The 14,405-nt window shown below is 41.0% G+C and carries 16 protein-coding genes; 9 read left to right on the plus strand and 7 right to left on the minus strand.

Going from position 1 to position 14,405, the window contains the following annotated elements; translation table 11 throughout:
- The first annotated feature begins 10 nt into the window (after window positions 1-10).
- Genes HPE56_RS18485 through HPE56_RS18520 form a run of 8 tightly spaced genes read left to right on the plus strand, consistent with a single transcriptional unit; the run spans window position 11 to window position 6,821 of the window.
- Window positions 11-580 carry an anthranilate synthase component II gene (locus HPE56_RS18485; protein ID WP_188245228.1) on the plus strand — a complete coding sequence of 190 codons (570 nt, stop codon included), beginning with the start codon at window positions 11-13 and terminating at the stop codon, window positions 578-580.
- 29 nt (window positions 581-609) lie between these two features.
- Complete coding sequence (gene trpD, locus HPE56_RS18490) at window positions 610-1,602, plus strand: anthranilate phosphoribosyltransferase (RefSeq protein WP_188245229.1); 993 nt, start codon at window positions 610-612, stop codon at window positions 1,600-1,602.
- A gap of 11 nt (window positions 1,603-1,613) precedes the next feature.
- Window positions 1,614-2,396 carry an indole-3-glycerol phosphate synthase TrpC gene (trpC, locus tag HPE56_RS18495; protein ID WP_188245230.1) on the plus strand — a complete coding sequence of 261 codons (783 nt, stop codon included), beginning with the start codon at window positions 1,614-1,616 and terminating at the stop codon, window positions 2,394-2,396.
- 9 nt (window positions 2,397-2,405) lie between these two features.
- Complete coding sequence (locus HPE56_RS18500) at window positions 2,406-3,068, plus strand: phosphoribosylanthranilate isomerase (RefSeq protein ID WP_188245231.1); 663 nt, start codon at window positions 2,406-2,408, stop codon at window positions 3,066-3,068.
- Window positions 3,065-4,246: a tryptophan synthase subunit beta gene (gene trpB / locus HPE56_RS18505; protein WP_188245232.1), complete on the plus strand. Its 1,182-nt coding sequence runs from the start codon at window positions 3,065-3,067 to the stop codon at window positions 4,244-4,246. The genes HPE56_RS18500 and trpB overlap by 4 nt, the downstream gene beginning before the upstream one ends.
- A gap of 51 nt (window positions 4,247-4,297) precedes the next feature.
- Entirely contained in the window at window positions 4,298-5,059 is a 762-nt protein-coding gene (gene trpA / locus HPE56_RS18510) for a tryptophan synthase subunit alpha (RefSeq protein ID WP_188245233.1), read from the plus strand.
- Between the two features lie 3 nt (window positions 5,060-5,062).
- Window positions 5,063-5,287, plus strand: coding sequence for a hypothetical protein (locus HPE56_RS18515; protein WP_109654715.1), 225 nt, complete (start codon window positions 5,063-5,065; stop codon window positions 5,285-5,287).
- 37 nt (window positions 5,288-5,324) lie between these two features.
- On the plus strand, window positions 5,325-6,821 hold the full coding sequence (locus HPE56_RS18520) for a M20/M25/M40 family metallo-hydrolase (RefSeq protein ID WP_188245285.1): 1,497 nt from the start codon (window positions 5,325-5,327) through the stop codon (window positions 6,819-6,821).
- 91 nt (window positions 6,822-6,912) lie between these two features.
- On the opposite strand, the gene HPE56_RS18525 is transcribed toward HPE56_RS18520, so the two are convergent.
- The 3 genes from HPE56_RS18525 to HPE56_RS18535 form a co-directional block, all read right to left on the minus strand.
- Window positions 6,913-7,638 (minus strand): hypothetical protein, encoded by a 726-nt coding sequence (locus HPE56_RS18525; RefSeq protein ID WP_188245234.1) that lies wholly within the window; start codon window positions 7,636-7,638, stop codon window positions 6,913-6,915.
- Window positions 7,639-7,706: 68 nt separating this feature from the next.
- Window positions 7,707-10,250, minus strand: a complete 2,544-nt coding sequence (locus HPE56_RS18530; RefSeq protein ID WP_188245235.1) for a phosphoenolpyruvate carboxylase — start codon at window positions 10,248-10,250, stop codon at window positions 7,707-7,709.
- Window positions 10,251-10,405: 155 nt separating this feature from the next.
- The gene (locus HPE56_RS18535) at window positions 10,406-11,104 is read right to left on the minus strand and encodes a uracil-DNA glycosylase family protein (RefSeq protein ID WP_188245236.1); all 699 of its coding nucleotides are present in this window, start codon (window positions 11,102-11,104) and stop codon (window positions 10,406-10,408) included.
- Between the two features lie 131 nt (window positions 11,105-11,235).
- Between HPE56_RS18535 and HPE56_RS18540 the strand changes: the two genes are divergently transcribed.
- Complete coding sequence (locus HPE56_RS18540) at window positions 11,236-11,364, plus strand: 30S ribosomal protein THX (protein WP_188245237.1); 129 nt, start codon at window positions 11,236-11,238, stop codon at window positions 11,362-11,364.
- Between the two features lie 3 nt (window positions 11,365-11,367).
- Here the strand turns inward: HPE56_RS18540 and HPE56_RS18545 are convergent, their stop codons facing one another.
- The 4 genes from HPE56_RS18545 to HPE56_RS18560 form a co-directional block, all read right to left on the minus strand.
- Entirely contained in the window at window positions 11,368-11,733 is a 366-nt protein-coding gene (locus HPE56_RS18545) for a hypothetical protein (RefSeq protein WP_188245238.1), read from the minus strand.
- 54 nt (window positions 11,734-11,787) lie between these two features.
- A complete protein-coding gene (yaaA, locus tag HPE56_RS18550) occupies window positions 11,788-12,549 on the minus strand; it encodes a peroxide stress protein YaaA (RefSeq protein WP_188245239.1) in 762 nt (253 codons plus the stop codon).
- 97 nt (window positions 12,550-12,646) lie between these two features.
- On the minus strand, window positions 12,647-13,669 hold the full coding sequence (locus HPE56_RS18555) for an RluA family pseudouridine synthase (protein ID WP_188245240.1): 1,023 nt from the start codon (window positions 13,667-13,669) through the stop codon (window positions 12,647-12,649).
- Between the two features lie 3 nt (window positions 13,670-13,672).
- Window positions 13,673-14,260 (minus strand): PASTA domain-containing protein, encoded by a 588-nt coding sequence (locus HPE56_RS18560; protein WP_188245286.1) that lies wholly within the window; start codon window positions 14,258-14,260, stop codon window positions 13,673-13,675.
- Between the last annotated feature and the right edge of the window lie 145 nt (window positions 14,261-14,405).

Below are 14,405 nucleotides of genomic sequence, written 5' to 3' on the forward strand. Positions count from 1 at the left end.
CAAGATGATTATGAAAAAAATATTGGTAATTGACAACTATGACAGCTTCACCTATAATCTAGTCCATTATCTAGAGGACCTGGATTGTGAAGTCATTGTAAAAAGAAACGACCAACTCACTTTGGAGGAGGTTGATGCCTTCGATAAGATCGTTTTATCCCCAGGTCCGGGCATCCCGGATGAAGCAGGTTTACTCAAAGCGATAATCGCCAAATACGCCCCGACCAAGAGTATCTTTGGTGTTTGCCTTGGGCAACAGGCCATAGCCGAAGTTTTTGGTGGCTCCCTGATAAACCTCGACGAGGTATACCACGGTATAGCCACAAAGATAAAGGTGGTAAAGGATGATCTTTTATTTAAAGGACTACCAAAGGAAATTGAAGTAGGCCGCTATCATTCCTGGGTGGTAGCCCCGGATATCCCTGAAGTTTTGGAAGTCACTTCGGTTGATGAAAACGGACAAATAATGTCGATACGACACAAGATATACGACGTGTCTGCCGTACAATTCCACCCAGAATCCGTATTGACACCAAAAGGAAAGATCATTTTACAAAACTGGTTAACCGAAAAAGCCTAAAATAGCTACTGGAAAAAAATTCAGCATATATGAAAGATATTTTAAATAGACTGATCAATCACGACATCCTCGCCAAGGAGGATGCCAAAACAGTTTTGGTCAATATTGCCAAAGGAGAATACAATACAAGTCAGATCGCTGCTTTTTTAACGGTGTATATGATGCGCAGTATAACCATCGAGGAACTGGAAGGTTTTCGTAATGCGCTCTTGGACCTATGCCTGGCCATTGACCTATCCGAATACAACCCAATTGATTTATGTGGTACGGGTGGGGACGGCAAGGATACTTTCAATATCTCAACATTGGCCTCCTTCGTCACAGCAGGTGCCGGCGTTCATGTGACCAAACATGGCAACTATGGGGTCTCTTCAAAATGTGGTAGTAGTAATGTCATGGAATTCCTAGGGATAAAATTCAGTAATGATGCCGATTTCCTGAAAAAATCAATCGATGAGGCAGGAATCTGCGTATTACATGCCCCATTGTTTCACCCTGCCATGAAAAACGTGGCCCCAATCCGTAGGGAATTGGCCGTAAAAACCTTTTTCAATATGCTAGGCCCCATGGTGAACCCCGCTTTCCCGAAGAACCAAATGGTCGGAGTCTTTAATTTGGAGCTGGCCCGAATGTATGGCTATCTCTACCAGAATACCGATAAAAACTTTACGGTTCTACACGCTTTGGATGGTTATGATGAAATTTCGTTGACCGGAGCGACAAAAACAATTTCCAACAGATCTGAAGGGATGTTGGAACCTTCCGATTTTGGGGTCAAAGCCGTAAAACAAGAACAGATTGTAGGCGGGGATTCCATTGAGCAGTCGGCGAAAATATTTATCGACATCCTAGAAGGCAAAGGAACAGAGGCACAGAACAATGTAGTCTGTGCAAATGCTGGAATCGCCATAGCCACTGTGAATGGGGTTAGCCCCAAGGAAGGTTTTGAAAACGCCATGGAATCGCTATTATCGGGTAAAGGATTGAAGGCCTTGAAAAAACTGCAAGCATTAAGCGTCTAATCGATACGAAAATGAACATTCTTGATAAAATTGTTAAAGACAAACGGATTGAGGTAAATCTGCGTAAAGGGTTGATTCCCTTATCCCAACTGGAGGCCTCTGTCCTTTTTGATCGCGATTCCGCTTCTTTGGCCCATGCGCTTCGCAATAGTACAACAGGGATCATTGCGGAACACAAGCGGCGTTCGCCTTCCAAATCGGTTATAAATCAGGATTTGAATGTCCAGGATGTTGCAAAAGGCTATGAACAAGCAGGTGTTTGCGGCATGTCCGTATTGACTGACGGTAAATATTTTGGAGGATCTTTGGATGATTTGCTACTGGCTAGGGCGGCTGTAAAAATGCCGTTGTTACGGAAAGAATTCATTATTGACACCTATCAAATAATCGAAGCAAAGGCCTATGGTGCCGATGTCATATTATTGATTGCGGCCATATTATCCAAAGCCGAAATAAAAACGTTCTCCGAATTGGCCAAAAGTTTGGGATTGGATGTCTTGTTGGAAGTACACAATGAGGAGGAACTACACAAATCCATCATGCCCAGTTTGGATATGTTGGGAGTAAACAATCGTAACCTAAAAACGTTCGACGTCAGTTTGGAAACCAGTAAAGAACTATCTGAAATCATTCCTGATGATTTTGTAAAAGTCTCGGAAAGTGGTATTAGCAGTATTGAAGCCATCAAGGAACTAAGACCGTATGGGTATCAAGGTTTCCTCATTGGTGAGAATTTTATGAAAACCGGGAATCCCGGCACAAGTGCAACCGAATTCATCAATACCCTTAATTAAATACAAACAATGAGCCAGTACCACAAAAACACGAATACTTCCAAAAGGGATCCCCTTAGGATAAAAGTCTGTGGTATGAACCTGAACACCGCCGAAGTTGGGGCTTTACATCCAGATTATTTGGGATTTATTTTCTGGGAACCCTCAAAAAGGAATTTCAATGGAAAACCAGCGGTACTACCCCATAGTATAAAAAAAGTCGGTGTTTTTGTTGATGCCTATATCGAGGAGATCATCGAAATGGTCAATACCCATCAACTTTTGGCTGTTCAATTACATGGTAAGGAAACCCCTGAATTCTGTCGTATGCTAAAAAATGAATTAAAAGGGGTCGATATCATCAAAGTGTTTTCTATTAAAGAAACATTTGATTTTAAAGTGCTTGAGCCTTTCGAATCGGTATGTGATTATTTCCTTTTCGACACCAAAGGTAAATTACCCGGTGGGAACGGCTATAAGTTCAATTGGCGTATTTTAAGGAATTATCCATCAAAAAAACCCTATTTCCTGAGTGGCGGAATTGGTTTGGGGGATTTGGAATCGATCAAGGAATTTATAAAGCAACCCGAATCAATCCTTTGCCACGCCATTGATGTAAACAGCAAATTTGAAATTAAACCGGGCCTCAAGGACATCGGTAAATTAAAAGAATTTATAAAGAAATTAAAATGAGTTATAACGCAGACGAAAAAGGCTACTATGGCGAGTTTGGAGGGGCATTTATACCCGAAATGCTATATCCCAATACAGAGGAATTACGCCATAATTACATACGGATCATGGATGAACCTTCGTTCAAAAAGGAATTCGACCAGTTATTAAAGGATTATGTTGGGCGACCTACCCCATTATATCACGCTAAAAGACTTTCGAAAAAATACAATACGAAGATATACCTTAAAAGGGAGGATCTGTGCCATACGGGTGCCCATAAGATAAACAACACCATTGGGCAGATACTCATGGCCAAAAAGTTGGGCAAAAACAGGATCATTGCCGAAACTGGTGCCGGCCAACATGGTGTTGCCACTGCCACGGTTTGTGCTTTAATGGGAATACAATGTGTGGTGTATATGGGTGAGGTCGATATTGCACGACAAGCGCCGAATGTCGCCCGTATGAAAATGTTAGGTGCCGAAGTGCGCCCAGCACTATCAGGAAGCAGAACATTAAAGGATGCCACCAATGAGGCTATCCGCGATTGGATCAATAATCCGGTAGATACCCATTACATCATTGGCTCTGTGGTTGGACCACACCCCTACCCGGATATGGTCGCTAGGTTTCAATCCGTGATTTCCGAAGAGATAAAAGCACAGTTAAAAGAAAAAGAAGGTACAGAAAACCCCGATTATGTAGTGGCTTGCGTTGGTGGCGGCAGTAATGCGGCAGGTGCCTTCTATCATTATTTGGATAATCCCGATGTTGGGGTCATCGCAGTGGAAGCGGCAGGAAAAGGCATTAACTCCGGTGAAAGTGCCGCTACTTCCGTCTTGGGGAAGGTCGGTATCATTCATGGCAGTAAGACTTTGTTGATGCAAACCACAGACGGACAAATAACAGAACCCTATTCCATATCAGCGGGACTCGATTATCCCGGTGTGGGTCCTATGCATGCCCATTTATACCGGTCTGGCCGCGGTGAGTTTGTTTCAATTACCGATGACGATGCCATGAAGGCTGGATTATTGTTATCGAAGTTGGAAGGTATTATCCCGGCCATCGAAAGTTCGCATGCCTTGGCCTTATTAGAACAAAAAACATTTAAACCGGACGATATTGTGGTCATAAACCTATCAGGTCGTGGAGATAAGGACCTCGATACGTATATCAACTACTTTAAGCTTTAGTCCCTTTTTTTGACGTTCCTACCCAAGTGGGAATGAAAAAACACACATAAGATGAACAGAATAAACCAAAAACTCGAAGAGGACAAAAAAATCCTTTCCATTTATTTTACCGCTGGATATCCAAAACTGAACGACACGGTGAAAATCATTCAAGATCTGGAAAAAAATGGTGTTGACCTGATCGAAATCGGATTACCATTTTCAGACCCATTGGCAGATGGCCCTACCATTCAAAAAAGTTCAACGGCGGCATTAAAAAACGGAATGCACACCGAATTACTTTTTGAACAGTTAAAGGATATTCGTAAAACGGTATCCATTCCCTTGATCATTATGGGCTATTTTAATCCCATATTCCAGTATGGGGTCGAAGCCTTTTGTAAACGTTGTCAGGAAATTGGGATAGACGGACTCATTCTCCCCGATTTACCCCTAGATGTGTACCTAAAGGATTATGAAGCCATTTTTGTAAAATACGGACTGATCAATGTATTTTTGATTACGCCCCAAACCAGTGATAAACGCATCAAGCAGATCGATAAAGCTTCCAACGGATTCATCTATATGGTAAGTTCGGCGAGTACAACAGGAGCCACAACCGGTTTTGGGGAAGAACAAAAAACCTATTTTGGGCGTATTGCGGCACTGAACCTCAACAACCCCCAGATTGTCGGGTTTGGAATCAATAATGCCGAAACATTTGACCAAGCGACCCAAACCACTGCAGGGGCCATTATCGGCTCAGCCTTTATCAAACATATAACCCAATTTGGGATTGACACCATCTCGGATTTTATTAAAACCATTCGCTAAACTATGGAATTCATCAACAATTGGAAACTTGTCATTTTGCTTTGCCTAACCCTGGGTTTGGCCCCTTTTTTTCCTGAACCCCATATCTGGGGTAAAATCCGTTGGATTACGGGTGGCGCAAACGGCATGGCCTTTATGGACTGGTTTGATGTGCTTTTGCATGGTTTCCCTTTTATCCTTTTGATCCGACTGATTATTTTAAAGGTAATCGGCTTGTTGAAAAACTAGAAATGCCTACTTTTAAATTCTTATCCCAATAATGAAAATGAAGAAAATTGTCGCCTTATTTCTAGTTTTAACCTCAGGGTATGCTATCGCCCAGGATGATGATGATTTAAAAACATATATCAGCCATACTATCAATGAATTACAGGAATTCGTAGCCATACCCAATGATGCTCTGGATCATGCGGATATCAACAGAAACCTGACCTGGCTGACCAAGAAGTTCAATGAAAGGGGATTTAACTCGAGTATTTTACCCACCACTGGGGAATCGTTGTTCTTTGCGGCCTTACCCATGGAAGACAATAAACCCACCATTCTATTTTATATGCATCTTGATGGGCAATCGGTTGACCCTACCAAATGGGATCAACCCAACCCATATCATGTCGTATTGAAATCAAAAGATGGTGATCAATGGAAAACCCAACCTTTTGATAGCCTAACGAACAACCTTAATTATGACTGGCGGCTTTTTGGCCGTTCAACGTCGGATGACAAGGGTCCTATTGTTATGTTGTTGAACACCATTGATCTTTTGAAAAAAAATAATGTTTCCCTTCCTTTCAATGTCAAGGTAATCTTGGATAGTGAGGAGGAAAAAAGCAGTAAACCACTTCCCCAGGCGGTAAAAGAATACCGCGATTTGTTTAAAGCTGATTTCCTGGTCATTAATGATGGCCCTGTACATGTATCCGGGAAACCTACCGTTGTTTATGGTTGCAGAGGCATAACCACGCTCACTTTAACCACCTACGGCCCCCTAAAACCGCAACATAGTGGGCATTATGGCAATTACGCCCCCAATCCCGGCTTTCAATTGGCACAACTGTTGGCCAGTATGAAGGATGCAAATGGAAAAGTATTGATCAACGGCTATTATGACGGTATTACGTTGGATCCAACAACCATGGAAATTCTAAAAAATGTCCCTGATGATGCCACGACCATCAATAATAACCTATCGATAAAAACACCGGAACAAGTAGGTAGTTTTTATCAGGAGTCATTGCAATACCCTTCATTGAATATTCGTGGATTAAGTTCCGGATGGGTAGGTGAAAAAGCACGGACCATCATTCCAGAAAGCGCCACTGCCGAAATTGATATGCGTTTGGTACCTGAATCCGATGGAACGAAATTGAAAGGCCTTGTCAAGAAACATATCGAAAACCAAGGATTTTATATCATGGATAAGCTTCCTTCCAAAGAGGATCGTATGGCACATGACAAAATAATCACTATCACTGAGGGCTCTGTAACCAATGCCTTCAGAACCGACTTGAATAATGCCTATGGGAATTTCTTGGTCGATGTCCTCAAAGAATCCTTTGCGGAGGATGTGGTTCAAATTCGGATTATGGGAGGAACGGTCCCTATTGGACCTTTTATCAGCGAATTGAAGATTCCTGCTTTCATTGTCCCCATGGTAAACGCCGACAACAATCAGCACAGTCCCAATGAAAATCTAAAAATCGGTCAAATTGCCTATGGCATCAAAGCCTTTTACGGGATATTAAGTACGCCTATGGATTGACCCCAACAATCACGGTAACCACAACAGCTGTGAAGGTTATTTTGTAGTAAGGGAAACCATTCCATTTTGGGAAACATCCGTTTTATATGGGCTATAATCCCGTAGCCAACATCTCCTTGGCCTTTTTTATATACTCCTGATGCAACTTATAGCTTGGTTTTGACATACCCACTGATTCGGTGGAAATATCATTTAGGATGGTTCTTGCCTTTTCAGTTTGTCCGTTTCGGATATAAAATTTAGCCAGTCCCAATCGTTCTTGATATCTACTGTAGGGAGCATTGAACTGCTCAAGGAGTGTTTCCGCCATGGCGATGTCCCCCGTTTTTTCCAAAGCCAACCCATATAAGAACATGGCCTTTGACTTCTTGAATCTAGGAGAATCCTCAATGACCTTAATTTTTGCAATTACCTCCGTATATTGTTCGGAGTAATAAAGAGCCTCAATAAGATTCGAGTTGGCATAATAATCCTTTTCAAAAGTTCCTTTTAGGGAAGACTTATAAAGTTCAATGGCCCTTTCATACTGTTCGGACCCAAGATAGGCGTCCGCCAAAGCGACCCTATTCTCGAAGGTGTCGGAAAAATCCAGCTTTTTCTCAAGATCGGCAATTTTCTTCGTTGGATTGATCACTGCGGTTAAGCCTTCTTGAACCTTCCCGATATCCTGCTTCTGAAAAACATACAAAAACAGATACAACAACGAACCCAAAAGGGGTATAAATAAGATTACGAAATACCAATAAAACTGATTTCTATTCACAAAACAATGATAAAGACAATACCCTTGTAATGCGATAATGAAATAATAATACATAGTGCTATACGTTAAATCCTGATTAAAGGTCTACATCCTTTCACTCTATTTCAACCCGGGAATAAATCTTAAGCCGAATTTCTACTAGCATTAATATTCCCATAAAGAGATCTTGTAACAATTTTCTCATACAGCTCCTTATAGGTCGTGTTTTGACCTATTTTCTGTAATGCATATTGTTGAATTACCAATAGCGGAAGAACGATGTTTTCCCTTATTTGGATAGACTCCCTAGATATAGCTTCATTTTCCATCAAAACATCGTAACCGGAAATCAGTAACAACATCTCTTTGGATAGTTCATACTCTTTATGCAGGATATTCCAAAATTCACCATATTTTTCATCCTCTTTCATATAACTGGTGAGTTCAAAATAACATTTGGTAAGTGACATCATACTATTATGCATCAAAGCCTTGAAAAAAGGAACCTCTTTGTACATTTTCTTCAATTCCCTAAGTCTACCCGATTCCCGGATCGTCTTAATCGCCGTACCAATTCCAAAATACCCTGGGACATTTTGTTTTAATTGGCTCCAAGACCCCACGAAGGAGATAGCCCTTAGGTCACTCAAAGTCAATTTTGCCTTATTACCCCGTTTTCCGGGTCTACTACCAATATTGGCTTTTTGGTAATACTTAAGCGTACTTCTATTTTCCAGATACGAAATAAACATTTCATGCTGCTTCAATGCATCGTATTTGGCAAAACTCAATTCGGACAATTCCTCAAGAAGTTTACGGTGTTCCTTGGAAATCACGTTTTCCTTACCAAAAAGATTATTCGACAATCCTGCGGTCAACAATTGCTCACTATTGTGCTTAAACTGTTCCTTGGTGCCATACGTACTCGTTATGGTCTGCCCTTGAATGGTAAGTTGTATTTCATGGTTGGCGATATCCTTGGTCTGTGAGGCATAAAAACGATGTGTTTTACCACCACCACGGGCTGGTGGACCTCCACGCCCGTCAAAAAACAAGGCCTTGACATGGTTCTTTTTACAAACCTTGGAAAGCTGTTCTTTGGTTTTTAGAATGGACCAGTTGGCCTTGACATACCCTCCATCCTTTGTGCCATCGGAGAAACCGAGCATCATGGTCTGACTGTCTTTTCGCTGGTTTAAATGACTGCGATATTCGGGTAGATCAAATAAATATTGCATAACACCCTCGGCTTCCGACATGCCCTTCATCGTTTCGAATAGCGGGATTATATCAAAGGTGATATTATCATCTTGCCATCCACTCCATCTAAACAAGCCATAAACAAACAATACAGAGAAAATATCCTCTGAATTACTGATGATATATCGATTACAGCCATCCTCTCCATTTTTGGCTTGTATTTCCTTTAGTTGTTGTATGTTCAATAAAGTATCACGCACTATGTCCTCGTACGTATCTGGATCGGCTTTGATGTTTTCGTTTACCAACAAATTCACCAATTCCGACTCTGAGAGCTCATCCAAACTTTCCTTGATATATCCGTTATCCTTTAAAATAGTTTCAACGACCAAAATATGTTTGCTATGGTCTTGACGAATATCCAAAGTGGCAAAGTGTGTCTTGAAGATCTTTACCTTATCAATAAAATGATCTAGCATTCCTAGATAGAGTCCATGATAATCGTCCCGTAATAGCTCCCGCATGGTCATTAGGGGATCTACGATCTCCTGAAAGGAAATACTCTTTGCCGGATTGAACATTGCCGAGTACAATTTACTGCGCAATTCCTTTAAAGGACCTTGAACCTTTTTAAAGGTTAATTTTTTCTGTAGGGACTTCAGATCATTATAATAACATTTCATGAGATTCAACCGAAGATCATCGGCCACGTTCTTGGTTATTTCCGCGGTCACAAAAGGATTACCATCCCTATCGCCCCCTGGCCAGAACCCAAGCTTCATGATATTATGATTCTCAAAATCATCATTATCGATATTCTCTTTTATATACGCATACAAATCGCCCATGGCGTCATAATACACATTCCTTAGGATATAAATGATATTCTTAGCCTCGTCGAAAGGGGTTGGCTTTTGACTATTGATCAATGAAGTAAGACCCAATTGCTGTAAGGTCACATCAATATCGTCTATTTTATTATCCACAATAAGGGATCGAAGATCATTCATGATATCAAGAACGGCCGGAGTATAGAATTGGGTCGGGTGGGCCGTCAAAACGATCCGCGCACTAAACGTTGATAATTTTTCGGCAACCTTGTCCCAACTTTTGGTTCTATTGACCAGTTGGAAGTAATCCTTGATCGAAAGTGAATCGCTATGCTCCTGAAGCTTCGGAAAGGCAGCATCCTCAACACTATCGTACAATACAACCTGTCTTTCAACATATTGAATGATTCGGAACATAAAATCTATCTGGTCCTTTTCTTCCTTGATATTCACATAATTCTTGAAGAATGATTCAAGAATATCCTGGGGATTAAGTCCTTCTTTAAGCCCTTGTTTGGATTGATGGTGTAAAAGTGGCACGACCATACCCACATTCTCAATATTCCTATATGGAAGATTCAGAAACAGACTGTTGTAGACATTGAACTTATTCTGTACCGATTTTTTAAACTCCTCTAATCTTTCTGTTTGATGCATAGCCTTTAATAAATGTACCCTTATTTCACACGGATACGGATTTACTCACCTCGTTTGACTTGACAAATATCGGTATATTACACATACCATTATTTGCTTATTTTACCAAATAACAAAATAAGGTACTGTTACCATAAAAGCAACACTAAAAGCAATTAAATATCTGATGGTTCATCTTTAATCCCTTTAAAAAAGGGCCTGTATTGCAACTCCCTATAATCCAAGGTGTTGAACTTCGGGTTTTCCGCCTTTAACATCTTGTAGTGCAACAGGCTTCCAACTGCCCTATTGGCAGCCCCGGAAGGTGCGGTCAAGGAAACGGTTTCTATCACTCTTCGCCCCCCTTCTTTCGAGGGCAGGCAAAACCGGTGTATTCTTGGTACTTGGGAATCTACCAGTTCCAATTTGATTTGGTGCGCTTTCAAATGCCGTCGAAAAAAATATTCCGGACCGTTTTTACTGTTCCCTCCTGTGAACAGCAGGGTATCGACCTTATCGTACTTTTTAAGATACCCAATAAGGTTTCTAAGTTGTATATTCTGCATTCCCAGATCCGAAGCATCTATTTTGACACGTTCAGCACTTTGAACGATATCACATATTCCAATCTTGTGTTGTACCAAAAACCTTTTTCGTTGTGCAATGGCCTCCTCACTTGTTTCAAATTTCAAATCCAATTGAAAAATCCTATCAAGGATGGTCCACAATTGTCCATCCCTACTGCCATAACAGAAATCGACATCGCCCTCCTTCAACAGACCCATTGTAAATCTCGGAGGCGGCAAGGTCCCGACAATCAATTTCGTTGCTTCCTTAAACAGAAAGGGTTCATAAGGATGGGAATGGAAAAACATATCGTTTATCTAGGGCTTAGCGGAAAAAAGTTTGATTTAGCCAATCTGCCATACCGTTTTGAATGATTGCAAACTTTATTGACAATCTCTTATAAAATCAGTACTTTTAAAGGTAACAAAAAATCATAACTATGGGAAGAGGGGACAAAAAGTCGAGAAAAGGAAAAATCGCCAACAATTCATATGGGGCGAGAAGACCTAGAAAAATAAAGAAAAGACCTACCGTAGAAGAAAAAATAGATATCAAAAAAAAGAAGTAAACCCTAATCCACCACAAAATCCAAGGTGACATTCCCTTCTGCGTCCAATCCTATTTCATAGGTATAATACCCGAAAGGCAATGGGGTCTCACCAACAAAGTCGATAGGTTGTAACACATAAGTTTCCCCTTCGGCAGAAATACTGATATAATCATACGTGTAGGCTGTTTCATATTCCAGATAATCGCTATAGGAATCCGGAGCTACATTGGTATGTACCATTTCCGCCCCACCAACTTGTATGGAATCGTATTGTAAGGCACTTACGTTTTTTACACGTATCTGCACACCGTTCAATTCATCATCGCGATCCGTACAACCGACAACGAATACAAACACACTAAAAGTTAAAATAAGGAACCGTTTCATACTACGCTTTGAATTGTTTCTGTATGAGTAAAACGGTGTAAGTACAAAAATATTCTATCGAACAAAAACAGGTTCGTGCTCTTTTAAGGTATGTTCCTTACTGAACATGTAATCATCACCATTGAAAGCGCGAAGTCCGTCCAAGGTTTTTACATCCTTATCCAAAATATAACGCACCATGGAACCCCTTGCTTTTTTTGCAAAGAAACTTATGATCTTGAGTTTATCGTTCTTCCAATCCTTAAAAATTGGGGTTATTACAGGTACTTTGAGTTTTTTGGTATCCAGTGCGCTAAAATATTCCTTGCTGGCCAAATTTATAAACAACTCATCATCTTCCAATTCACTATTCAAATGGTCAGTCAATTCCTTTTTCCAAAATTCGTAAAGGTTCTTTTTACGACCTACCTTCAACGATGTACCCATTTCAAGACGATACGGTTGAATCAAATCAAACGGTTTTAAAATGCCGTACAAACCGGATAATATGCGTAGCGTATCCTGAAGTTTATCAAAACGCTCCCCCGCAATCGAATAAGCATCGATTCCCTGGTAGACATCCCCATTAAAAGCATAGATGGCAGGTCTAGCGTTCGATGGATCAAACGGTACGGAAAATTTCTGGTTACGCTCCCAGTTAAGTTCCGCAAGGTTATTCGAAATACCCATTAATTCTGCCAATGCACTGGGTTTCTTCTTCGCCAGTACCTTGTTCAACTTTTCTGCCTGCGCTATAAAACGAGGCTGTGAAAACCTTTCAGTGGGTAATTCGCGTTCAAAATCCAGTGACTTTGCCGGAGAAACAACAATTTTCATATGAATCTGTTTTACAGGTAAAAATAAAAAGGATTTGGATAGAAAACCACCTTAACCGAAAAGTAGTTATCAATACCGATATAAATGAAATTTATACTTACTTGCTATGCTTGGCGTACTCTTGCCATTTGGCAATACAATTCGCCATATCCTCCGGAAGCTCGGAATTGAAACGCATGAACTCACCCGTTACAGGATGTACAAAACCCAGGGTCTTGGCATGCAAGGCCTGTCGTGGCAAGATCTTAAAGGCATTTTCGACAAACTGTTTGTATTTTGTGAATGTGGTGCCTTTCAATATTCTGTCCCCTCCATATCGTTCATCATTAAAAAGGGTGTGCCCTATATATTTCATATGCACACGTATTTGATGCGTACGACCTGTTTCCAATTTACAGGACAATAAGGTAACATACCCCAAACGCTCCAAAACCTTATAATGCGTAACAGCCTCCTTACCTTCATCGCCCATAGGGAAAACATGCATCTGCAAGCGATTTTTAGGATTTCTGGCAATATGGCCCTCAACAGTACCTTGGTCATCCTCGACATTGCCCCAAACCAATGCAATATACTCCCGTTCAGATGTTTTGTCGAAAAATTGTTTGGACAGATGCGTCATTGCCGCCTCGGTCTTAGCCACCACTAAAAGTCCTGAGGTATCCTTATCAATACGGTGTACCAATCCGGGACGTTCGTTTTCGTTCGTTGGTAAATCCTTTGTATGGAACAATAAGGCATTGATCAAGGTGCCTGAGTAATTGCCATGCCCAGGATGTACGACCATGCCAGCCGGTTTATTGACCACTAACAGCGCATCGTCCTCATAAACAATATCCAAGGGGATATCTTCCGGCGTCAATAATAACTCGTGCGGAGGATGCTCAAATAGAACCCTTACCTCATCCCCTGCCTTTACCTTGTAATTCTGTTTTACGATCTGTTCATTGACCCAGATATGACCGTCCTTTGCAGCTTGTTGTATTTTATTACGGGTGGCATTTTCGATGAAATTCATCAAATATTTATCCACACGAAGCGGATCCTGCCCTTTTGAAGCGACGAACCTATGGTGTTCATATAGTTCTTCCTCGCTGGGTTCTTGAATATGTGGTCCCATATATTATTCTGAATCTGCCTTTATTTGTGCACGCTCAGTAATACTTCCGTTACCGCATACCAATTCTATTTTTGAGGTCTTGGGAAGTTTATCCCCAGGTTTAATATATTTACCCTTGTACTTGATCTGATAAACCATGTCTTTTCCAAGTTCGTCAATATAACTCACCCTTTGCACATCAAGACCAACGGCCTTTAGCATGGACGAGGCATTACGCTGGGTAACCTGGATAATATTGGGTACGGTTACTTTTTTATACCCCGATGGATTTACCGTAAAATAGATTTTCCGGTCTTCCTTAACCTTGGTCCCTGCCTTTGGATCTTGTTCGATGATAGAGAACCTCGGATAATTGGGGTTGTAATTGGCAGAATCCAAAACCTCATAACGCAAACCGACATTTTCTACTGTGGAACGCATATCCATCACCGACATTTTTGAAAAATCGGGTACCTCTACAAATTCACCATGATGCGTGGTGCTGTTCAACCAGCGTAAAGTTACAATGACCAATACGACCGAAACCACTACGGCCAAAACCAATTGCACCAGAAAGGTACGACTCCGTAAAAAATTGAAAAATTGTCTCATCATGTGATATTAATCGCACAAATATAGGAAATGAGGTATAACTTTGAACGACCACCTTCCCAAATATTGGTTAAAGACTGGGCAATTTCCAAAACTTTGATCAAACTCCAAAAAAAAACCACCAGGTTCAAAAGAAACCCAAGGC

Source organism: Maribacter aquimaris, from assembly GCF_014596745.1.
Lineage (GTDB): Bacteria > Bacteroidota > Bacteroidia > Flavobacteriales > Flavobacteriaceae > Maribacter_A > Maribacter_A aquimaris.